Source organism: Aerosakkonema sp. BLCC-F183 (assembly GCF_041929145.1).
Classification (GTDB): domain Bacteria; phylum Cyanobacteriota; class Cyanobacteriia; order Cyanobacteriales; family Aerosakkonemataceae; genus Aerosakkonema.
This window is the reverse complement of the sequence record NZ_JBHFNU010000024.1, coordinates 43,937-65,348: the sequence shown is the minus strand read 5'-3', so window position 1 is coordinate 65,348 and position 21,412 is coordinate 43,937. Positions and strand designations below refer to the sequence as shown.

The following is a 21,412-nucleotide window of genomic DNA, read 5'->3' as shown; positions in this document are numbered from 1 at the left end:
AATTACCAAACAGAAATAATTTGCTGGGTAGGATGCGATCGCTCCAGGGTTAATTACAGGTAACAAGCAAAAAAAACAAATAATTATGTTAGATTTGCTGATTAAAAATGGGTTAATTTTCGATGGTTTGGGCTCTGCACCAGTGCGGGGAGATATTGGCATTCAAAATGGTAAGATTGTGGCGATCGCATCCTCTCTTCCCTCTCATGCTCATCAAGTTGTAGATGCTTCCGGCTTGTGGGTGACGCCGGGATTCATCGATATTCACACCCACTACGATTTAGAGTTAGAAATTGCACCGGGATTGAGCGAATCGGTGCGTCATGGGGTTACCAGCGTTGTCATTGGTAATTGCAGCTTGTCTGTTGCGATTGGTGCGCCGCAAATGCTGGCAGATATTTTTCAGAGAGTCGAAACGCTTTCCCACCAACTGATTGCCAAATGGTTGAAACAATCGGTTTCTTGGCAGACACCCGCAGAATATTTAGAACATTTACAGCAATTACCGCTTGGTGCTAATGTTGCGCCACTATTTGGGCATAGTGCCTTACGCGCTCATGTGATGGGATTGGAACGCAGCTTAACTGTTCAACCAACAGAATCCGAGCTAAAAACGATGCAGGAAATTGCGGTAGATGCTTTAGAGGCGGGATTTCTTGGAATTTCAATTGATATGTTTCCTTGGCATAGAATGAGTGGAGAATGGCGCGGCTGCACAATTCCATCTCAACACGCCAAATTGAAAGAATATGCTATGCTAGCGGCTCTCTGTCGGGAACGAGATTTAGTCTTTCAAGTTACGCCGAATTTGCAGCGACTTGCTTCGTTTCTCGATATTATGCGGATGGGAGCGGGAATTGGGCAAAAACCTTTAAGATTGACCGTTTTATCGGCGCTGGATGCCGTACACGATCGCAAACTGTGGCGATTATTTTCTCCGCTTCTATTCATCTGGAACCGCATTCTCAAGGGCAATGTTCGCTTTCAAACTTTGACCGAACCATTCACGATTTACTCTGATGGTTCCGTCACTCCTTTATTTGAAGAATTCCCGACAGGCGCACAACTGAATAGCTGCAACTCGCGACAAGAACGGCAAAAATTATGGGAGTCGGAAACTTTTCGCCGTCAGTTTCGCCAAGAATGGCTAAATAATTGGCGTAAATCATTCCATCGTCAGTTAGATTTAATGGAAATTGTGCGCTGTCCGGAAACAAGTTGGCAAGGGTTAAGTTTGGCGGAAATTGCCGCTCAAAAGCAACAAGAACCTGTAGATTTTTTTATGGAAGTGTTGCAAAAGTACGACACAGATTTGCGTTGGGTGGCGACGGGAGCGAACGATCGCTTAGAACCGCGTTTGGCGCTGATGCAACACCCCTATATTTTGCCCGGTTTTACGGATGCTGGCGCTCATGTGCGTAATCTGGGTTACTATGATGGAGCGTTATCTTTGCTCAAGCAAGCGGTTGTGACGAAGTTCCTCGCACCGGAATTTGCGATCGCTCGCGTCACGGGAGAACCCGCCTGTTGGTTTCGCCTCGATACGGGAGTCCTGAAAATTGGTGCTAAAGCCGATCTCGTTTTACTCGATCCCAACGCTCTCAATCAACCCATCAGTCCCCAAGTGGAAATCTCAGATGCGATTCTGGATGGCGAACATCGGATGGTCAAACGCGGTTCGGATGATATTATAGAAGCTGTTTATATTAATGGGATTCAGGTTGTCGATCGAGGTAAAGTTTGCGATCGCTTAGGTAGAGAACGTCTGGGAACAATCTTATCTCCGTGCTTTGTATGAATAAATTCTATGACTGAAAGCAATGCCAATCTTCAACAAAAATTGAGAAATCGGATTGACGATCGCACTCTGGATCATCCCTTTACAGATTACTGGGATATTTTTGTTCTCAAACACCAGCACCCAATTAATGTCGCTCTACATATTGTGGGGATATTCATTTTTTACGGTTTGCTCTTTTCCGCCTGGAAGTTGCAAAATTTCTGGTTACTCTTGGGTTTGCCTCTGACTCAGTTAGTCGGTTTGAGCGGACATTTGTTATTTGAAAGAAGTCATATCGATTTACAAGATGCGGTATTTTCTTGGCGGGCTTCTCGCTGTTTGGGTCGAATGCTCTTGAGGGTTTTGTTAGGCAAGTATGGAGAGGATATTCAGCAACGGCAAGAAGTGTTGCGAAAGTATCAGTCAAAAGGGAATTAAGCTATGATAATGGTAGAATTCTTTTAAAGACAGTCGTCGTAAGTATGCTATCCCTCGAACAATTGACCCAAGAAGCATTATCTTTACCTAGTGCATCAAGGGCGCTGCTAGCAGAAAAGTTAATAGAAAGCCTTGAATTCGATATAGAGCCAGCAATTCAAACAGCTTGGAATACCCAGGCAAAGAGACGGCGAGAAGAAATCCGCAGCGGTGCTGTTCAAGGGATTTCAGGGGAAGAAGCTTTGGCTGAGGTAAGAAGAATTATTGGCCAATGAGGTACGTTTTTCACCCAGAAGCACTGACTGAATATGCTGAAGCTGTTCAGTATTATGCCGCTCGTCGCATGGAGCTAGCTCAGGCATTCGTGGATGCGATCGAAGATGCCATTTTTCGCATCAGAGAATCACCTACTCGCTGGCGGATAATCGATGAAGACGTTCGTCAATGTCTGACGAAAAAGTATCCATATGCGATACTTTATACAATTGAGTCAGATTATATTCTGATTTTGGCTGTGATGCACTGTAGTCGAGAACCGGGCTACTGGCAAGAACGTAGAAGTGGTGAATAAAATTAAAAATAAGCGTATTATATTGTGAATATTTTTACTCAGCTTCACTGATAAGAGTATAACACTAACGTTCAATCATGCAGATATTCAACAATTGGAATGTAGTTGCTAAGGGTTGGTATATTGCCTGTCCCAGCAGGGAATTATCTCACGGTCAAGCCAAATCTGTAGAGGTTTGCGGGCAAAGAATTGTGGTATTTCGGGGTGAAGATGGGCGAGTGCGTGCGCTTGATGCGTATTGTCCTCATCTGGGAACAGATTTAGGAATTGGACAGGTTGATGGGAATTGGATTCGCTGTGCGTTTCATCATTGGGCATTTGACGAAACAGGATATTGCCAAAACATTCCCTGTCAATCCGAAATTCCTGCTAAAGCTAAATTGCAAGCTTATGCAACCGAGGAAAAGTATGGGTTTATTTGGGTTTATCCCGATGCTGAAGCACTAGAGGGAGTTGCTAATTTTGATGAACTGAAGGGTAAAGCAATTGTTACGCAAGCCGATACTGCATTTGCAAGAAGTTGCCATCACCATATTTGCATGATGAATGGCATTGATGCTCAACATTTGAAGACTATTCATCATTTAGATATCAAAATGGATCTATCTCTGCACCAGAACGAATTAGGGACGCAGATTGACTTTACTATGCGCGGCGAATTTCCACAAACAACGTTTCGCGAACGGTTAGGTCAACGATTTTTAGGCTCTAGCTATGAGTATTCGATGCGGTATGCAGATGGTTGCATCGGTTTGTTAACAATGATGAAAAAGGTGCGGCTATTTCCGACACTTCATATGCTCTATGCTTACACTCCGATCGCACCTGGAAGAACGCGCATTCAACCGATTTACGTTACCGAGAAACGTAAAGGAATTATGGGATATTTGCTCAGTCAGTTTTTACTGTTGTGTACCCGTTTGGCTTACTATATGCTCAGAGATGAGGATGGCAAGATTTATGACAATATTCGCTTTAATCCGCACGTACTCCTGAGTATTGATGCGCCATTAGCTGAGTATATGCAGTATGTAAACCAACTTGAACCGTCTCGATGGTCGCGGATTGTAAAGGATGAGTAATAGACATCTCCAAAAGAATCTCTCTCGGCAGGCAGGATGCCTACCCCACAATAATTTTTAGAGATGTCTAATGAATGATGAAAGCAACCATTTTGAAATCTGTCACCTTGCTCATCATCTCCAGCCAATTTGCTCAGTAAACTGTTAAGTGTATTCCCCAAAACCGAGTCTCGGTACTTCCCAAACGATGAATAGTTGGCTGGTTCCCGTTGAAAAGTTACGTCTATGCGATCGCACAGCAATGTATGCGCTTCTAGAAAATCACTTTGAAGGTGTAACTTGGGATGGTTTTCAAAGCGATCTCGACCGCAAAAACTGGGTGTTATTGTTGAGGGACGAAACATCCAATGCTTTGAAAGGATTTTCGACGATGATGTTGTGTCAGACGGTTTTTTCCGGAGAGCAAATCAGCGTTGTTTATTCTGGCGATACGATCGTCGATCCTAGCGCTTGGTCAAGTACAACTTTACCCCGTACTTGGATCGCCGCCGTCAATTTTCTGCGCCAACACTATGCGGAAAACAAACTGTACTGGCTGCTAATTTGTTCTGGTTTTCGCACGTACCGCTTTCTGCCGATTTTTTGGCAAGATTTCTATCCCCGCTACGATGCAGCAACACCCGATCGAATTGCGAATCTGATGGCGAGTTTGGCGCGGGAATATTATGGCAACTCTTACCAAGAAGCGATGGGAATTGTCCGTTTCAAACATCCGCAAATTCTTAAAGAGGGGTTAATTGAAATCCCGACAGGACGACAGACGAATCCTCACATCCAGTTTTTTGAAGAAAAAAATCCTGGCTATCGACTGGGTGATGAATTGGTTTGTTTGACTGAAATACGTTATGATAATTTGACCCGTGCTGGACAACGTATGTGGCAAGCAAAATCGCCGCTACAATTCGTGCAAGACACTGTTCTGATTTGACTTCTATGTCTCCTAACAAGCCACACTCGACGTTTAACAATCCGACACAATTTATAGAAGGATGGTACTGGGCATTGCTATCCAGGGAATTAAAAGTTGGCAGGGTAAAAGCTGTCACACTTTTGGGTAGAAATTTGGCAATTTATCGGGGTTTCAGCGGTCAGGTAGTGGCGATCGATGCCTATTGCCCTCACATGGGCGCTCATTTGGCAGAGGGAAAGGTGGATGGGGATGGAATTCGCTGTTTTTTCCATAACTGGAAATACGATGCTGAGGGAATTTGTGTAGATATTCCTTCGCTTGTTAAACCGCTACCTGTATGTATCAAAACTTGGCAAACTGAAGAAAAGTACGGCATGATTTGGGTTTGGGTGGGAGAAGAAAAGCCAAGTTCGCTTCCGTTTGTACCGGAACTGGAAGAGGTAGAATGCGATTATATTTTGGGGGCTCGGTTTGTCAAAAATTGTCATCCCAATGTGCTGCTAATTAATGCGATCGATGCCCATCATTTCAATACAGTACACAATCTGCCCTTGGAGATTGTATTTGATTCGCAAGAACTGAAATCTAATGCGATTACTTTTAGCAACACTACGCGGGGAGGTGATGATTCCTGGTTAATTCGTCTGATTCGTCCTCTATATCAGAATGAAGTGACCTACAGTATGTGCTATTGGTATGGAAGCACCGGGACAGTAACGCTTGGCCCCGATTTCCTGCACTTCTATATTATGTTTGCTTTGCGAATGATAGAAGGCGGTAAAACAGAAGGACAAACTATTTTGGTGACTCGCAAGCGATCGGGATGTTTGGGATGGGGTATAAACCGGGGTTTACTGTGGTTAACGCAGCAGGTTGGTAATTACTTTGCGAAGGGGGATACGCAAGTATTTCAAACGATTCAATTCGATTTGAAGACTCCTACAAAAGCCGATCGCTCAATTCTAGAATTTATCCAGCACGTCAATCGCCAGAAAGTTTTAAATTGGGGAAATTGGGAAGCTGCGAATTACTCAGAGGATAATACGCACGACGAGGCCAGAAACCGGGTTTCTTCGTAATAGTTACCAATAGATTTTTCAGAGAAACCCGGTTTATTTGCGTAATTTCATCTACTTCTTTAATGCTCGATTATGACAAATAAAAATTTAAAATATTCAGTGTCTGGACTTGACTTACCGCATACAGAATCTGACGATCGATTGCGGCGCATACTCACAGCAGCATTGCCGCATCGGGTAAATTGCACAGTTAATTCGTACCGTGAATGCGAGTATTGGGACGCTGCATTTTTTAACCTAGATCGAGTCAAAATTTTTCAAGCTGCAAGTGATGCCGAAAAATCTGCTATTCTGCAATTAACTAATCGCAGCTTGTTAGAAGAATCCTATTTCATAGAGAAAGCAGGCGTTGGCTACATGGCAAAAATGGTGTTGTTAGCAGAAACAGTTGAGGAGCGAATGCTCTATGGATTGTTTGCGGCTGATGAAGCTACTCACCTCAGTCAGCTTGGTTATTTTTGGCCGGAAATGGCACAAATTGCCAGCGAAAATCCGTTTCTGCGGTTATTAGCAGAAGTAGTTGAAAGTGCAGATAAAACGGTGCTGTTGTTTGTGTTACAAGTGGTGTTAGAAGGATGGGGTTTAAGTCATTACCGCCGACTGGCAAAGGAATGTCGCCATCAAGTTCTTGCGGAGCTTTTTTCTAGTTTTTTGGACGCAGAAGCACGCCATCATGCTACGGGAAGTTTATTGTTTGAGGAAATTTCTATTTCACAATCTAGTCAAACATTAATTATCGAACTGTTGGCAAGGTTCCTTATGATGGTACAGGTGGGCCCGCAAAGCGTGCTGACAGCGATCGAACGGGTGATGGGACATCTGTCGCGATCGCAAAAAATTCAAATTCTGCAAGAATTGGATACGGAAACTCACAGCGGGATGCGATTAAAACTGCTGCGATCGCTCATGCAGGGGGGGTCTGGAGATCCGATCGTCCAAGCGTTAGAAGAACGCGGATATTTTGAACCACTACCCGCTCATAAATGCGTGGATTAAATATGAAATACGATTTCAAACAAACTGTTGAGCAACTGTCAGATAATCCAACGATATATCGCAAGTTGCAAATTAATTACACACGCAACAAACAGCACGATCGCACTGCTGCGATCGATGCAGCAGTCGGACACTTTCGTTATGAAGATTGCCAAAACGAATATTGGAATCCAGAAGAGTTTTCGCTGCTGTACGGTACGCCTTTATGGGAACAATCCAGCCAACATCAGCGCGTCATTTTAAATCAGCTTTACTGGGTAGCCTACTACTCCCAAATAGTCTCCGCTGAAATTGCGACAATCTTCTTCAATCAAACCAGTGCAGCCGGACTTTACGCGCAAGAAGACTTTCGTTTAATCTGCGATACTTTAGATTTGGAATCTTCTCAAGAACGCGCTCATATCAACGCATTTCGCACTATTGCCAAACAAGTCGAGCAAGCTTTGTTTGGAGAGCATATCTTTACCTACCCAATGCGAAGTCCCTTTACCGAAACAATGGTTTATGCCGACACCAATGCGCTGAAAACTTGGTGGAAAAAGATGCAATTGCAATACTTTGGATTAATTTCGGCAAATAATACCTTTTTGGCTTGTCAGTATTTCACAGTTAGAGGAGTGCGGACGTTAAATGGTAAATTGATCCAACACAAACTCAGCAACTATTATCAGAAACATCCCCATCAAGACGAAGCACCCATTCCCGCTAAAATTTCTTATTATCACTTTTTGGATGAAAGCTTTCATTTCAATAGTTCGACGATTATATCTCACGATGTTGTCACTTGCCTTGCGCCGCCGACTGCATTTGAAAGTTCGATCGCTAATTTAGGATTATGGGGATGTCAGCGCGATCACTTTCACTTTTCGGCTGCGATTAATGGGATTTTTTGGTACGATCCGGCGCTGTATGGCAAGATTTATCGCGTGTTGCGATCGCCTCTTTTCGCTCTAACCGACATAGAGGCTAAAGAAATGATGCGACGCTGTTTTACCGAAGAGTCAGAAGGATTACACCGCAGTTATTTAACGCATCAGGAAGCGATGGAATCTTATAAAGTCTATGTTGAAAAACTCGATTACCTGTGGAAACGCAATCGCGAAATGTCACTGATGGCATCTAATTCAATTCCTCAATATTTGAAAAATCAAAAAAGTGCTTTTCAACGCTTTGAACAACAACATCAAGAGGCTTTCTGCCGTGTCTGATTTATATACAATCTCCTTTCCCGGAACTGATTATCCCCCCATTTCTTTGCAACCGCATCAAAATTTATCCGAACATCTCACGATTCAAAATTCACCTGTCTTGTTTGGCTGTCGGACTGGAATCTGCGGAACTTGTTTAGTTGAAGTTACTGGTGATATTCCTGCTGCCAAAACAGATGAACAGGAAATGTTGGATACTTTGGCTCCCAATGTTCCGAATGCTCGATTAGCTTGTCAAATTGACCTGACAGCCGATGTAGAGATTTGCAGGTTCAAAGATGACAAGACATTCCGTAAATAGGCGATTACATTTGTTAAGCTTCTGTTGGAGGAGAATACCAAGTTTCTATAGAAAGAGAACGCACTTCTTGGATTCTTTGAAAATCGCGATCGGCAGAAACAAGTGTGAGATTGTGTTGGATAGCAATTGACGCAATCCACAAATCACTTTCTTGAATACCAATATCAGATAATTTAGTTCGTCGTCGCTTAATTTTCTCTCTTGCGCCAAAATGACGAATTAATTCTGCTTTAAATTCACCATAAATTTCCGCAGTTATGGATGTAATTGGATAGATTTCTATATCTTGAATAAAGTTGCGAACATTTTCAATATTTTCCAACTGTCGCTGTGAGTTTTGAGCCATGAAGATTAGTTCTGCTTGAACAATGGGACAAATTGCAACCAGATTTTGCCCAAGCTCTTGAAAACGATTACAGACATCAGGATTACCCTGAAGAATATAGCTACAGTGATTTGTATCTAATAAATACATGGATTTATAGGCTAAATTTCTTCATCATTGGCTTCATCATTAGGAATGTAGAAGCGATCGCGAGTTTCACGAACGAGCTGGAGACAATCCTCAAGATCGTCTCCCTGCCAAGTACCTGCATATTTTAACAAAGATGCGGCTGTAGATTTCTTTTGTGTACGCCTCGTTTTGATGAATAGAACGAAATCTAGCAACTCTTCCAAAACATCGTCTGAGGTTAGATCGATCTCCTTAAGCAACAATTCTTTTACGGTCAACTGACTAGATGTTTCATGCGCCATCATAAATTTTGCCTATTTTGAATATTTAATTATTATAGCAACTGCGATACCTTGCTGGCTATCGATGTCAGTTTATAGACATTATCCTCAGTGTTGTTCCAAACTGTATATAGTGATGTTTGACTGGCTTGAAGGCAAAACTCAACTTCTTCTTTCCTTTGTCTAGCACTAACCCAAAGCGTTTTCAGCATATCCACCTCATAAACTCTACTGTATGCAATTTGCAGATTTTTGGTACATTGTCGCACTGAGCGATCGCTTAAAACCGAACGCTGTTTTAGCGCGATCGCTCTTAGGAGAATGGCTGGCAATTTTTCGCGCAGAAGATGGACAAGCTGTGGCGTTGCGCGATCGCTGTTTGCATCGCAATAGCCGCCTCTCCACAGGAAAAGTTTGTCGCGGTGCATTGCAATGTCCTTATCATGCTTGGATATACGATCGAAATGGTAAGGTTATTGCTGTTCCTGCTGAAGGAGATTCGTTCAAACCTTCCCAGCAGCGTCGCGCCAAATGTTACGCAACAAAAGAACAGGATGGTTATGTTTATGTGCGATTATCTGACAACTTGAGCGAAGATTTTCATCCCTTTTCCATGCCTCATTATCAAGAACCTGGGTGGGAGACAGTGCGGGTAATTAACCGTTTTGCCAACAACGTTACCAATTGTGTGGAAAACTTTATTGATATTCCCCACACAGCCTTTGTTCATCCTGGTATTTTCCGTACTTCCCGCCAACAAAAGTTAGAGATGATTGTAGAACGCTGCAATGGTTCGGTTTTGGTAGAGTATCGTAACGAAACTAACAATCTGGGATGGTATAGCCGTTTTCTCAATAGGCAAGGTGTTGAAATTAAACATAGCGATCGCTTTTATTTTCCGAATATTACCTGTGTAGAATACAACATGGGAGACAATCGCCATTTGTTCATTACAAGTCAATCTGTTCCAGAAACGGAAAATTCAACGCTAGTTTACACGGATGTTACTTATAACTACGGAATCTGGAATAAACTGGCGCGTCCCTTTGTGCGATGGACAGCGCAACATATTATTCAACAGGATGTCAAAATTCTGGGCATTCAGGGGGAAACGATCGCCAAATACGGCACGCAATTTTCTCATACACCCGCCGATACAATTCATGTGTTTGTGGAGTCCATTCGAGATGCGATCGCTCGTGGCGAAGATCCGCGCAAACTACCCCATCAATCGGTTAAAGTTACATTTTGGGTATAAAATTTAGCTATGCAAATCATTGCACAACTTCTTGTTTTTGTTGCTTTTATCGGATTGGTTGGATGGACAATATTCGATAAATACGGTCGAACTCAACTCAAAGCCAAATCTCTAGAAGATTGGTTACTCGATAGTGCCGGGTTGTTTGTGCAAGGAATTTTGATTCCCGTACTGCAAGTTACGTTAATTTATCAGTTTTATCGTCACTGGCTACCCATAGCGCAGGAATCTCTTAAGCTGCCTCTAATTTTTACATTTATACTTAGCTTTGTTGGAGTTGATTATCTCTATTACTGGAATCATCGCCTCTTGCACTTTGCTCGCTTCTGGCAGATCCATCAGGTGCATCACACTGTAACCGATCTAGATGTTTTGGGTACATCTCGCAACACCATTTGGGCGAGCTTTCTAATTGTTTATCTGTGGGTTCATGCCCTATTTCTGTACTTGCTAGCCGATCCAACAGGCTATCTTTTAGGAGTTAGTTTAACTTCTGCTCTAGATTTATGGCGACACAGCCGACTGACAATTCCTTCACCTAGTTGGCTTTACCGTTGCCTATCTCCTTGGTTGATTCTGCCACAGGATCACTCATGGCATCATTCCAGTCAATCACCTCACTGCAATTATGGTGCGAATCTGAAACTTTGGGATAGGTTGTATGGAACTTATCATGAAGGTAGTGAATTGCCAACCGAAATCGGCACCGCCACCCAATTAACCTTGACTCAAAAACTTTTATTTCCGTTTTCATGACACTCCTGAGTACGATTTTGTTGTTCTTTCCTACCCTTGTTTTACTGCTAACTGGGATGGGATTTCTCTACTTTGCACATTCTCCCGGTATCGTAAGTGGAATGGCGATTCTGGGTTCTCTCTACGGTTTGCCAGTGCTAGTCTACCGATTGCATCAGTGGATGTATCCGGTGCGGGAGGGAATTAGTTATTTGCGGGGAAAAGAGTACAGTCCTTGGTGGGGAAGCCATCAAATCCAGGCTATTTATATTGCGATTCCCGCTTTAGAGGCAGTGTTGAGATTGATTCCGGGCGCATTTTCCGGCTGGTTGCGTTTGTGGGGTGCTAAAGTAGGGCGAAATGTGTATTGGACACCAGGATTAGAGATTGCCGATCGCGGTTTTTTGGAAATAGGCGATCGCGTTGTAATTGGACATCGCGTTGGCATCTATTCTCACATTATTAAACCCCGCAAACAAAACTTGATGTTGTATGTCAAAAAAGTCAAAATTGGCAATGATGTATTTGTGGGCGCAGGCTCGCATCTCGCCCCTGGTGTAGTTATTCGGGATGGCACCTATCTACCAGTCACCACTAATCTTTACCCCAATCAAAAGGTGAAATAATGCGTCAGTTAATTCAACTGTTTGGGCAACTTCTTGCACCAACTGCTCATCGATTTCATCTAGCGCTGGATAACCCGCAATTAACTCAGGCATCTGTACAGAAAGATATCTGCGATCGCCTCATTCAAAGCGAGTATGGCAAATCCTTGGGAATTCGTTCTGTAGCAGATTGGCAGCGCGTGCCGATCGTCGATTATGACGCACTTGCACCTTGGATTTTAGGAGAGCAAAATCAACATCCCAAACGCGATCGAATTCCCCTAACTCCCGAACCCATTTTGTTTTATGAAAAAACCTCTGGAAGTAGTGGCGCAGTTAAGTGGATTCCTTACACGCGCTCGCTACGAAAATCTTTCAATCATATGTTTTGTGTTTGGGCAAACGATCTGATCCAACATGGGCCTCGATTCTCAACAGGAAAGCTCTACGCCTGTATTTCACCTCAATTAGATGAAGCGAATACCAAAAAAGATAGTTCCTTATCTCTGCAAGATGACCTGGATTACCTGGACGGTTGGTTGCAGTGGTTTCTACGTCCCTGGTTGGTGATGCCGGATAAACTCGATCGCCTGCGCGATCCGCACCTATTTAAACATCAGCTTGCTTTAGCATTGTTGCAGGCGGAAAAATTGGAAATTATTTCTGTTTGGAGTCCGAGTTTCCTCCAGGTGCATTTAAATTATATCCAGGCAAATCAGAAGTTATTAGTAGCAGAATTACAACACAAAATCTCACGCGATCGTCTCCAACTTCTCGCTGATACTAAAATTCCCTGGACACAACTCTGGTCAAACTTAAAGCTGATTTCTTGCTGGGATAGTGCAAATGCAGCAGATGGGGCAAATGGACTGCGATCGCAATTTCCAGGTGTTTTGGTTCAGGGTAAAGGTTTGTTAGCTACTGAAGCCCCGATGACAATTCCGTTAATTGAAGCTGAGGGGTACGTGCCAGTTCTCGATCGAGTCTTTTTCGAGTTTGAAGACGATAAAGGTTCCTTACATAAATTGCACGAACTTACCACCGGAAAGGCATACACAATTATTTTATCCCAAAAAGGCGGTTTGTATCGCTATCGAATAGGCGATCGCATTCAGGTGACTCATTGGTATCGCCATACTCCCTGCTTAGAGTTTCTGGGGCGACATCAAAATATTAGCGATTTAGTTGGCGAAAAACTGCAAGAAACCTTTGTGCGCCATATTTTGGAAGAGTTGAATCTGCAAGGAACCAGTTTTAAAAGCTTAGTTCCAGTCGCCAATCCACCTCACTATATCCTATTACTCGATTCGGCCAAACAAACGCCCGATATCCTTGCTCAAAATCTCGATCGTGCTTTGTCAGAATCAAGCCAGTATCACCGCGCCCGATTACTCGATCAACTTGCACCACCACAGGTTTTAATCTCTCCTCAAATTCCGGAAGTATTAGCTTTGTACCGCGTTCGCACCGGGAGTATTTGGGGTGGCATTAAACATCCCATTCTCGTAACATCGCCTATTAACTTTGCACTCCTACAAGTGTATTTTTCTTCTCCTAGTCCCTAGACGCTACTTTCCTACCAGGGATTGCCAATCAGTACAAATGCAGCCCAGTAGTGAGGGTGAGCAAAATCAATCGCCCTTTATAGCTAGGTCGTCGTACAATTATTTATTTTGTGTGCGGATGATATGAATATCTATTTGGGGAAGTAACCGGATCAAATTATCAATAAAAGAGCCACGCAGCAAAATTTTCCAACGAGATTTTCGACTTCTTCCCAAAACAATTTGAGTAATGCGGTAAGACTTGGCAACTTTGGCAATTTCTTCCGGAACGTTATACCCTGACACTCGCAAAAATTCTCCTTCAAATTCTCGGCACAAACGTTCGCAGGTTTCCACATGAAGTGCTTCTGTCTTGGTGAGAAAGCGATCGGGATTATCAACGAACAGCGTATAAAGAGGAGCATTCATGTAACCAGCAATTCTGGCTCCCCGCCGCAGAAGCTGTACTGAATTTGGTTCGGTGGAAACGCAAACCAATACCCGTTCGTGAACGCTGATATTTTGTACTTCTAAATTTTCACCGTTGCTAGTGCGGGTGGCTTCTGCAACAGCATCTCCTTCTACATTATCAGCTACCTCGCGCAGCGCTAGTTCTCTTAAAGCAATTAAATTACGACGTTGGAAAAAGTTCTGCAATGATTGCTCTACTTTCTCCATCGCATAAATTTTGCCTTCCCGCAGACGTTCTTCTAGAGTTTCGGGAGTGACATCGACGACAACAACTTCATCAGCTTCTTCCAAAAAGCGATCGGGAATGCGTTCTCGCACAACAATTCCGGTAATTCGAGCTACCAAATCGTTCAAACTTTCTAAGTGCTGAATATTAACTGTGGAATATACATCAATTCCTTCCGCCAAAATAACTTCCACATCTTGGTAGCGCTTTTCTCGCTGAGAACCTGGAATATTTGTATGTGCTAATTCATCCACTAAAGCAAGCTGCGGTTGGCGAGCAATAATAGCATCGGTATCCATTTCCGTTAGCACTAAACTATTATGGCTTATTTGTTGGCGGGGAATCATTTCCAAGCCTTCTGCTTTGGCGGCGGTTTCCTTGCGTCCGTGAGTTTCCAACAAAGCAATTACCACATCCACACCATTTCGTTTCAAAGTGTGTCCTTCTTCCAACATTTTAAAAGTTTTACCCACGCCTGGAGCCATACCAATAAAAATTTTATGCTTACCGCGACGCGCCGGACGGATGTAGCTACTATCTGGTGAAGATGCTTGTGGTTGATACATTTAATTGGAGCAAAAAGAATAATTTTTAAAATACCAATTTAAAAAGCGATTGTTTGCATTTTAAATTGGTATTTATTATATTTACTAACTGGCAGACTTGAGTTTATCCAAAGCTAGATTTAGCTTTAGTACGTTAACACCTGGTTCGCCAAATATTCCCAACCATCGCCCATCAGTATTTTGATTAATTAAAATTTCTAACTGATTGGTGTCTAGTTTTCGTGTTGCTGCAATGCGGGAAATTTGCGCTTTAGCTGCTTCTGGTGTGATATGCGGATCGAGGCTAGAACCGGAAGTGTAAATCAAATCGGCGGTAGGTTTAATTCCCGCTTTTTGCAATCTGGGAATATCCCCTTCAATGCTTTTTGTGGGGTCTGGATCGATTTTCCCTTGAATGCGATCGAGCAATGCAGGGTTGCTTGGTGCTAAATTACTCGCACCAGAAACTCCTGTTTTCAACACGCCTGCTTCATCTTTGGTAGGATCGGCGGTGCTATAGTTGGTGGTGCTGGGACGACTGTTGAAATAGCGATCGCTTGTAAATGGTTGACCGATTAAAGCCGATCCAATTAGCTGACCTCGATCGTTAGTAAGGATGCTACCATTTGCTTGAAAAGGAAAAACAATCTGCCCGAAAGCGATCGTAAATAGCGGATAAATTAAGGCAGTAATTACCCAAAGTACCAGGGTAGAACGAATCGCTCTGCCTATTTCCCTTGCGAAACTCATTAGAACTTCTCCGGTACAAACATAACGAAAAATAAATAGATGGAAATTGCGATCGTACCCAATCCCAACAATCCTAATGCCCAGGATTGAGGGCGGGATAATCCGCCATCTGTAGCAGCATAAACTAATGGCGCAATGAATAAGTTAATGCTGATTCCTAGAAATAGGTATAACGGCAGTTTTTGCCTGCGCCATTGCATCCAAATTTCGAGCGCTTCTTCAAGTAAGTGAATGGGATTTTTTGGTAATAAAGTCGAGCGTTGTTTGTGAATAAGTTTCATAGGTAAAGGGAGGAGGAAACAACAAGTAATATCATGTCCGGTGGGATGGGTAGTATGCGAAAGATTATCTGTGGGAGATCGGGGGGGAATTTTTTACCGCAGATGTAAGCAGATGAACGCAGATGAACGCAGATGAACGCAGATAAGAAAGGGATTTTACCGGGTATGATATAATAAGTGAATACTGACGATTGATTATTGTTAAGAAAGGGGTAGGATGATATCGATTATTTTGATGGCAATGAAGGGAGCAATGATACCGCCAACGCCATAAATTAAAATGTTGCGTTGCAGTAATTGATCGGCGGTGAGAGGACGGAATTGTACGCCTCGTAATGCTAGAGGAATTAGGGCGGGAATGATCAGCGCGTTATAAATTAATGCGGAAACGATCGCAGATTGAGCGCTTTTCAATCCCATAACGTTTAATGCACCTATTCCGGCGGCGGCGAAGATGGTAGGAATAATGGCGAAATACTTGGCGATATCGTTGGCGATCGAGAATGTAGTTAACGCGCCGCGAGTTATTAGTAATTGTTTGCCGATCGTGACTAAATCGATCAATTTGGTAGGATCGGAATCTAAATCTACCATATTGGCAGCTTCTTTCGCCGCTTGCGTTCCCGAATTCATTGCCAAACCTACGTTTGCTTGCGCCAATGCTGGTGCATCGTTCGTTCCATCTCCGGTCATTGCTACTAATTTGCCTTGCGATTGTTCGGAGCGAATTACATCGATTTTATCTTCAGGAGTAGCTTCGGCAATGAAATCGTCAACTCCAGCTTCTTGGGCAATTACGGAAGCAGTAATGCGGTTATCTCCAGTCAGCATGATAGTTTTTACACCCATTCGTCGCAATTGATCGAAACGCTCTCTCAAACCAGGTTTGACGATATCTTTGAGGTAAATTACACCGTAAATTTCATTGCCTTTGCAAACAGCTAAAGGTGTTCCTCCTAAGCGAGATACTCGTTCGTAAGCTTGGTCTAAAGCAGCAGGAACTTGACCGCCACGCGAACGCACGAAACCTTTAATCGCTTCTACTGCACCTTTGCGATATTCTTCTCCATTGATATCCGTACCGCTCATTCTAGTACGAGCAGAAAATTCGATACCTTCGCCTTTACTGGTGTCAAAATCTATCTTTGCACCTAACTTTTCTGCTAATCGCACGATCGATCGACCTTCAGGGGTTTCATCGAAAATACTTGCAGCAAGACATACACTTCCTACTTCCTGCACCGAATGTCCGTTCGTCGGAATAAATTCATCTGCTAAGCGATTTCCTAACGTAATCGTGCCAGTTTTATCTAATACTAAAGTGTTGACATCACCGCAAGCTTCTACAGCGCGTCCAGAAGTAGCAATTACGTTAAATTGCGCTACTCTGTCCATTCCTGCAATGCCGATCGCACTTAGCAAACCGCCAATTGTGGTAGGAATGAGAGCAACTAAAAGTGAAATTAATATCGCTACACTCGCACCGCTTCGCAAACTGTTTCCCGCATCAACACCAAAGGCAATACTAATAAAATTGGCAATGTATCCGGCAAATGGTGGTACGGTAGCTACTACAATTAGGAATACCTGAGTCAGCACTGCTAGCAATACCGTCAAAGCAATTTCATTCGGCGTTTTAGTTCGTTCTGCACCTTCGACTAAAGCAATCATTCGATCGATAAAACCTTGACCTGGATCGGAAGTAATCCGAACGATTAATTCGTCGGAAAGTAAGCGCGTTCCGCCAGTAACGGAACTAGCAATATCAGTTCCCGGTTGTTTCAATACGGGTGCAGATTCTCCGGTAATCGCAGATTCATCAACCGAACCGATTCCTTGCGTTACTTCGCCATCGGCGGGAATCATATCGCCTGCAACTACTTTGACTAAATCGCCTCGGCGTAATTCGGTTGAATTAATTTCTTCGATTTTACCATTGGGAAGTAATTTACGGGCAATCGTGTCAGTGCGAGTCGATCGCAATGCGTCAGCTTGTGCTTTACCTCTTCCTTCGGCAACTGCTTCGGCAAAATTAGCAAATAGAACGGTAAAAAACAGGATAAAGGTAATAATCCCGTTCAACAATCGTTGCTGGTTGGTATCTGCTGCGATCGTACCAAATAAATTGGGATCGATCGTCACTAAAAAAGTGACAATTGTACCCAGCCAAACTACGAACATGACTGGATTTTTAACGACAATTCGAGGGTCGAGTTTGACAAATGATTCTCGAATTGCTCGTTGGTAAATTCCTCTGCGATCGACTTTTGGTGTATGTTTGCGTTCGTCGCGAGGGCCACCAGGTACGCGAATTTGCCGTTTATCTATGGTTCCCATAAGTTAATAGTCATTAGTCATCGTTCATGAGTTTTTGGTAGTAGATAATAGGTAAAAATTTTCCTATTACCCCATACCTTTACCAATTTGAAAAGCTTCTGCAATTGGGCCTAATGCCAGCACCGGAAAAAAGGTGAGTGCGCCCATAATTAAAATCACTCCCATCGTGATACCTGTAAACAATCCCGTATCAGTTCGCAATGTGCCAGGAGTGAAAGGAACTGCTTGCTTGCGCGACATACTATCGGCTAGTAATAGTAACGCTACGATCGGAATATATCGCCCTGCTAATAAGCTGAAACAAGTGCTTAAGTTCCACCACAATGCTGTTACAGTTGTTGGCGTACCTGTAGCGATCGCAAAAGGTGATGGTTGCGAATCTCCCAAACCTTCAAACCCAGAACCGTTATTAGCTGCGGCGGAAGCATATTCGTAAATTACTTGCGAAAGACCGTGAAAACCGGGGTTGCTAATACCTGCTAATTGGTCGGGAAAAGCAAGTGCGATCGCGCTGGGAATTAAAATAGCGATCGGGTGAACTAACAGAATTAAAAAACTTGCCAGTACGACTTCGTTCTTTTCAATTTTCCTTCCCAAAAACTCTGGTGTCCGACCAACCATCAGTCCGGTAACGAATACTGCTAACAACAAGTAAGCAAACAAATATGCCGTTCCCGTTCCCTGTCCGCCAAACACGATTTGGAGGAACATATTGGAGAGAGTAATAAATCCTCCATCGGGCATAAAAGAGTCGTGCAAACTGTTAACAGCACCGCACATAGTAGCAGTGGTGAAGACTGCATACAATGCTGACTGCACCCAACCAAACCGAACTTCTTTTCCTTCTAAATTTGGTGCTGGACTGCCTAACAAAGAGTTAACTGCGGGATTGCCGTTGTATTCTCCGATCGCTGTAATGATGATGAAAGCGACAAGAATTGTCAACGGAATTGAATAAACCAACCACGCTTGCTTGATATTGTTGGCGTAAATACCGTAGGTGTAAATCAGCGAGGATGGAATAGACAACATCGCCACAAGCTCAATTAAATTTGTCAATCCATTCGGGTTTTCAAACGGGTGTGCTGCGTTAATGGCAAAGAAACCGCCACCGTTTTCACCTAATTCTTTGATAATCTCGAAATGCGCTACTGGGCCGCGTGCGATCGCTTGACCGATCGCCGGATTTTCTAAGGTTGGTACTACTATCGGGCCAGCCAAAGTTTCAGGCATTCCAGCCATAATAAAAACGATCGCGCCTACGATACTAATTGGCAGTAACACCCGCGTAATTGCGCGAATTAAATCTACATAGAAATTACCCAACGGTCTGCCTGTCAAACCTCTAATAAAAGCAATCCCTACTGCCAAACCCGTAGCTGCTGAGGTGAACATAAGGTAGCCCAGCGCTAACATTTGGCTGCCATAGCTGAGATAAGTTTCTCCCGAATAATGCTGCTGATTGGTGTTAGTAATAAAAGAGATTGTGGTATGCAGCGCCGTATCCCAAGTTGGTGCAGGTACGCCCGTTGGGTTAAATGGCAACCATCCTTGATTCATAATAATGAAAAAGATGAACATACCCATGACAATATTGCTGTACACAATTGCTCTCGCATACTGCCAACCTGTCATATCTTCTTTCGTTCGCACGCCTACCAAGGAATAGATAAATGTCTCGATCGGATTGAGAATCGGATCGAAGATGGTTTTCCTATCTTGGAAGACACGAGCCATGTAGCTGCCAAAAAAAGGTGTTATAGCTACTAAAATTAGTAGCGTCAGTGCAATCTGAATCCATCCTTGCAACATAAGGCAATTTTGAATCTTAATTTGAAATCCAAGATTTAAGGTTTCAATTTTTAAGTTACCCAGTTTTGACAATGTTTACAAGTATAAATTTATAAGCAATGGATCTTTAATTCTCGGTATATTCTTTTGGATATACAAGTGTTTAGAGCGTTTAGAGTGTTTTATAACTGTAAGTATAGGTAAATATAAACGATCGCCTAAATGGTTGTCTTTAGGTTAAGCAATCGTAGCAATCGTAGGGTGGGTTAGGCACGGGCGATAATTTCAATATTGTCAAGCCATAATTAAGTTACCGTGCCGTAACCCGCCATCCCACCTATCTGTCACCAGATTTTGGATGAGAGGATTTTGGATGAAAGGATTGGCTGGGTCTTGAATATTGTAGAGACGTTTCATGAAACGTCTTTACAATATTCGTCAAAATTTTTTGATGATTCCCATTGAAATGGGAGGCTTGAAACCGCTTTTTTCGGTCAACAGTCATTAGTGATTAGTTTGGCTCTTTCGGATTTATGAAAAAAATGTTCGTTAATCTTACAGTTGAGTGCGCTCGGTGGGTTACGGCACGCGAACTAAATTATCGATCGAATGTGGTGAAATTATCGCCCGTGCCTAACCCACCCTACGATTAGATATAGCTGACCACTGACCAATGACTAATGTTTATTCATTCCAAAGATTGGCGTTTGAGAACCTTCTGGTTGATTGTCGCGCTATTTGCCATCGTCCTACTGCTGGAGTACAGCACTCCATCGGACTATGTATTCGGTTATCTCTATATAGGGCCGATTTTGCTGGCAAGTAGCCGTCTCAGCCGCAGAACTACTTTTACTGTTACAGTAGTTGCTTGTATCTTAACGATGCTGAATATCTGGCTTCCACAGAATGAAGCGGTCAGACCTTCTACGATCGCAAGTCGTTTAATCGCGATCGTCGCACTGGTAGTTACGGAAATTTTAAGCGATCGCAATCGGCTTTATCAACAAACCGTGTTGCAACAGCAAGCCAAACTGCAAGCACAGGAAAAACTCGTCAGCGTTCGCGAAGATTTTGCCTCCGCACTTACCCACGACCTAAAAACTCCTCTGTTAGGCGCAATTGAAACGCTAAAGGCATTTCAACAAGAAAGTTTCGGTATCGTTCAACCCACTCAGCAAACTGTTTTGGCAACCATGATTCGCAGTCACAAAACAACACTGCAACTGGTGGAAACCTTACTAGATATTTACCGTAACGATATTGAAGGATTAAACTTGAATCGGTCAACTGTCGAGCTAGTAGAAATTGCCGAAGAAGTTGCTACTACCCTAACCGATTTAGCCGCCAGTCGTCGCGTTCACATTTCCTTTAACTACGGCGAATCCGATTTCCGCAAGTTCTTATGGGTCAAAGGCGACTCTCTTCAACTTCAGCGCGTGTTCGCTAATTTATTAACCAATGCCATCAATCACTCTGTACGCGGTGGGAAAGTGGAAGTTGTGATGGAGCCAGGTACTTCCCATCATACAATTAAAATTATAGATAGTGGGGCGGGAGTGAGGGCTGAGGAGCTTCCCTATCTATTTGAACGATTTTACCAAGGACAGAGCGATCGCCAAGCCAAAGGATCGGGATTGGGACTTTACCTATCTCGTCAAATTATTGAAGCACACGGCGGTACAATTTGGGCAGAGAACCGTCATCCCACTGGCGCAATTTTCGCCTTTCGCTTACCTACCTTCCCACACCATCTCTCCCAATCTGCCTAA

At 43.3% G+C, this 21,412-nt stretch carries 23 protein-coding genes; 15 read left to right on the top strand and 8 right to left on the bottom strand.

The genetic code is table 11. From position 1 onward, the window contains the following. Positions 1–85 precede the first annotated feature (85 nt). The 10 genes from ACE1CD_RS06880 (at position 86) to ACE1CD_RS06835 (ending at position 8,365) form a co-directional block, all read left to right on the top strand. Entirely contained in the window at positions 86–1,798 is a 1,713-nt protein-coding gene (locus tag ACE1CD_RS06880; protein ID WP_374795365.1) for an amidohydrolase family protein, read from the top strand. A 9-nt stretch (positions 1,799–1,807) separates the two neighbouring features. Further along, positions 1,808–2,218 (top strand): Mpo1-like protein, encoded by a 411-nt coding sequence (locus ACE1CD_RS06875; protein ID WP_374822662.1) that lies wholly within the window; start codon positions 1,808–1,810, stop codon positions 2,216–2,218. A gap of 44 nt (positions 2,219–2,262) precedes the next feature. Further along, positions 2,263–2,493: an addiction module protein gene (locus tag ACE1CD_RS06870; RefSeq protein WP_374795367.1), complete on the top strand. Its 231-nt coding sequence runs from the start codon at positions 2,263–2,265 to the stop codon at positions 2,491–2,493. Continuing rightward, entirely contained in the window at positions 2,490–2,789 is a 300-nt protein-coding gene (locus ACE1CD_RS06865; RefSeq protein WP_374795368.1) for a type II toxin-antitoxin system RelE/ParE family toxin, read from the top strand. Before ACE1CD_RS06870 ends, ACE1CD_RS06865 begins: the two co-directional genes overlap by 4 nt. A 77-nt stretch (positions 2,790–2,866) precedes the next feature. Then, positions 2,867–3,871 carry a Rieske 2Fe-2S domain-containing protein gene (locus ACE1CD_RS06860; protein WP_374795369.1) on the top strand — a complete coding sequence of 335 codons (1,005 nt, stop codon included), beginning with the start codon at positions 2,867–2,869 and terminating at the stop codon, positions 3,869–3,871. Between the two features lie 187 nt (positions 3,872–4,058). Next, positions 4,059–4,799, top strand: a complete 741-nt coding sequence (locus ACE1CD_RS06855) for a hypothetical protein (RefSeq protein ID WP_374822659.1) — start codon at positions 4,059–4,061, stop codon at positions 4,797–4,799. After that, a complete protein-coding gene (locus ACE1CD_RS06850) occupies positions 4,748–5,860 on the top strand; it encodes a Rieske 2Fe-2S domain-containing protein (RefSeq protein ID WP_374822655.1) in 1,113 nt (370 codons plus the stop codon). The genes ACE1CD_RS06855 and ACE1CD_RS06850 overlap by 52 nt, the downstream gene beginning before the upstream one ends. A 72-nt stretch (positions 5,861–5,932) precedes the next feature. Further along, a complete protein-coding gene (locus tag ACE1CD_RS06845; protein WP_374795372.1) occupies positions 5,933–6,856 on the top strand; it encodes a ferritin-like domain-containing protein in 924 nt (307 codons plus the stop codon). A gap of 2 nt (positions 6,857–6,858) precedes the next feature. Further along, positions 6,859–8,064, top strand: a complete 1,206-nt coding sequence (locus ACE1CD_RS06840; protein ID WP_374822652.1) for a P-aminobenzoate N-oxygenase AurF — start codon at positions 6,859–6,861, stop codon at positions 8,062–8,064. Then, on the top strand, positions 8,057–8,365 hold the full coding sequence (locus ACE1CD_RS06835; protein WP_374822649.1) for a 2Fe-2S iron-sulfur cluster-binding protein: 309 nt from the start codon (positions 8,057–8,059) through the stop codon (positions 8,363–8,365). The genes ACE1CD_RS06840 and ACE1CD_RS06835 overlap by 8 nt, the downstream gene beginning before the upstream one ends. A 13-nt stretch (positions 8,366–8,378) precedes the next feature. Here the strand turns inward: ACE1CD_RS06835 and ACE1CD_RS06830 are convergent, their stop codons facing one another. Then, the gene (locus ACE1CD_RS06830; protein WP_374795375.1) at positions 8,379–8,840 is read right to left on the bottom strand and encodes a type II toxin-antitoxin system VapC family toxin; all 462 of its coding nucleotides are present in this window, start codon (positions 8,838–8,840) and stop codon (positions 8,379–8,381) included. An 11-nt stretch (positions 8,841–8,851) separates the two neighbouring features. Beyond that, on the bottom strand, positions 8,852–9,124 hold the full coding sequence (locus ACE1CD_RS06825; protein ID WP_374795376.1) for a hypothetical protein: 273 nt from the start codon (positions 9,122–9,124) through the stop codon (positions 8,852–8,854). 211 nt (positions 9,125–9,335) lie between these two features. Here ACE1CD_RS06825 and ACE1CD_RS06820 point away from each other — a divergent pair, with 211 nt between their 5' ends. From ACE1CD_RS06820 to ACE1CD_RS06805, 4 genes are read left to right on the top strand one after another with little or no spacing between them, the layout of a single operon-like run. Beyond that, positions 9,336–10,358: a Rieske 2Fe-2S domain-containing protein gene (locus tag ACE1CD_RS06820; RefSeq protein ID WP_374822647.1), complete on the top strand. Its 1,023-nt coding sequence runs from the start codon at positions 9,336–9,338 to the stop codon at positions 10,356–10,358. A 9-nt stretch (positions 10,359–10,367) separates the two neighbouring features. After that, entirely contained in the window at positions 10,368–11,114 is a 747-nt protein-coding gene (locus tag ACE1CD_RS06815; protein WP_374795378.1) for a sterol desaturase family protein, read from the top strand. Continuing rightward, positions 11,111–11,719, top strand: coding sequence for an acyl transferase (locus ACE1CD_RS06810; RefSeq protein ID WP_374795379.1), 609 nt, complete (start codon positions 11,111–11,113; stop codon positions 11,717–11,719). The genes ACE1CD_RS06815 and ACE1CD_RS06810 overlap by 4 nt, the downstream gene beginning before the upstream one ends. Beyond that, positions 11,719–13,263 (top strand): GH3 auxin-responsive promoter family protein, encoded by a 1,545-nt coding sequence (locus ACE1CD_RS06805; protein WP_374795380.1) that lies wholly within the window; start codon positions 11,719–11,721, stop codon positions 13,261–13,263. Before ACE1CD_RS06810 ends, ACE1CD_RS06805 begins: the two co-directional genes overlap by 1 nt. A gap of 99 nt (positions 13,264–13,362) precedes the next feature. On the opposite strand, the gene ACE1CD_RS06800 is transcribed toward ACE1CD_RS06805, so the two are convergent. From ACE1CD_RS06800 to ACE1CD_RS06775, 6 genes are all read right to left on the bottom strand, one after another. Continuing rightward, positions 13,363–14,505 carry a universal stress protein gene (locus ACE1CD_RS06800; protein ID WP_374822644.1) on the bottom strand — a complete coding sequence of 381 codons (1,143 nt, stop codon included), beginning with the start codon at positions 14,503–14,505 and terminating at the stop codon, positions 13,363–13,365. Positions 14,506–14,589: 84 nt separating this feature from the next. After that, positions 14,590–15,234 carry a K(+)-transporting ATPase subunit C gene (gene kdpC, locus ACE1CD_RS06795; RefSeq protein ID WP_374822642.1) on the bottom strand — a complete coding sequence of 215 codons (645 nt, stop codon included), beginning with the start codon at positions 15,232–15,234 and terminating at the stop codon, positions 14,590–14,592. Further along, positions 15,234–15,515 carry a potassium-transporting ATPase subunit F gene (locus ACE1CD_RS06790; RefSeq protein WP_374822639.1) on the bottom strand — a complete coding sequence of 94 codons (282 nt, stop codon included), beginning with the start codon at positions 15,513–15,515 and terminating at the stop codon, positions 15,234–15,236. Before ACE1CD_RS06790 ends, kdpC begins: the two co-directional genes overlap by 1 nt. A gap of 201 nt (positions 15,516–15,716) precedes the next feature. Beyond that, a complete protein-coding gene (gene kdpB, locus ACE1CD_RS06785; RefSeq protein WP_374822636.1) occupies positions 15,717–17,852 on the bottom strand; it encodes a potassium-transporting ATPase subunit KdpB in 2,136 nt (711 codons plus the stop codon). A 66-nt stretch (positions 17,853–17,918) separates the two neighbouring features. Beyond that, positions 17,919–19,664, bottom strand: a complete 1,746-nt coding sequence (gene kdpA / locus ACE1CD_RS06780; RefSeq protein WP_374822633.1) for a potassium-transporting ATPase subunit KdpA — start codon at positions 19,662–19,664, stop codon at positions 17,919–17,921. 273 nt (positions 19,665–19,937) lie between these two features. Beyond that, on the bottom strand, positions 19,938–20,060 hold the full coding sequence (locus ACE1CD_RS06775; protein WP_374795386.1) for a hypothetical protein: 123 nt from the start codon (positions 20,058–20,060) through the stop codon (positions 19,938–19,940). Between the two features lie 263 nt (positions 20,061–20,323). On the opposite strand from ACE1CD_RS06775, the gene ACE1CD_RS06770 reads away from it, so the two are divergent. Next, complete coding sequence (locus tag ACE1CD_RS06770; protein WP_374822630.1) at positions 20,324–21,412, top strand: sensor histidine kinase; 1,089 nt, start codon at positions 20,324–20,326, stop codon at positions 21,410–21,412.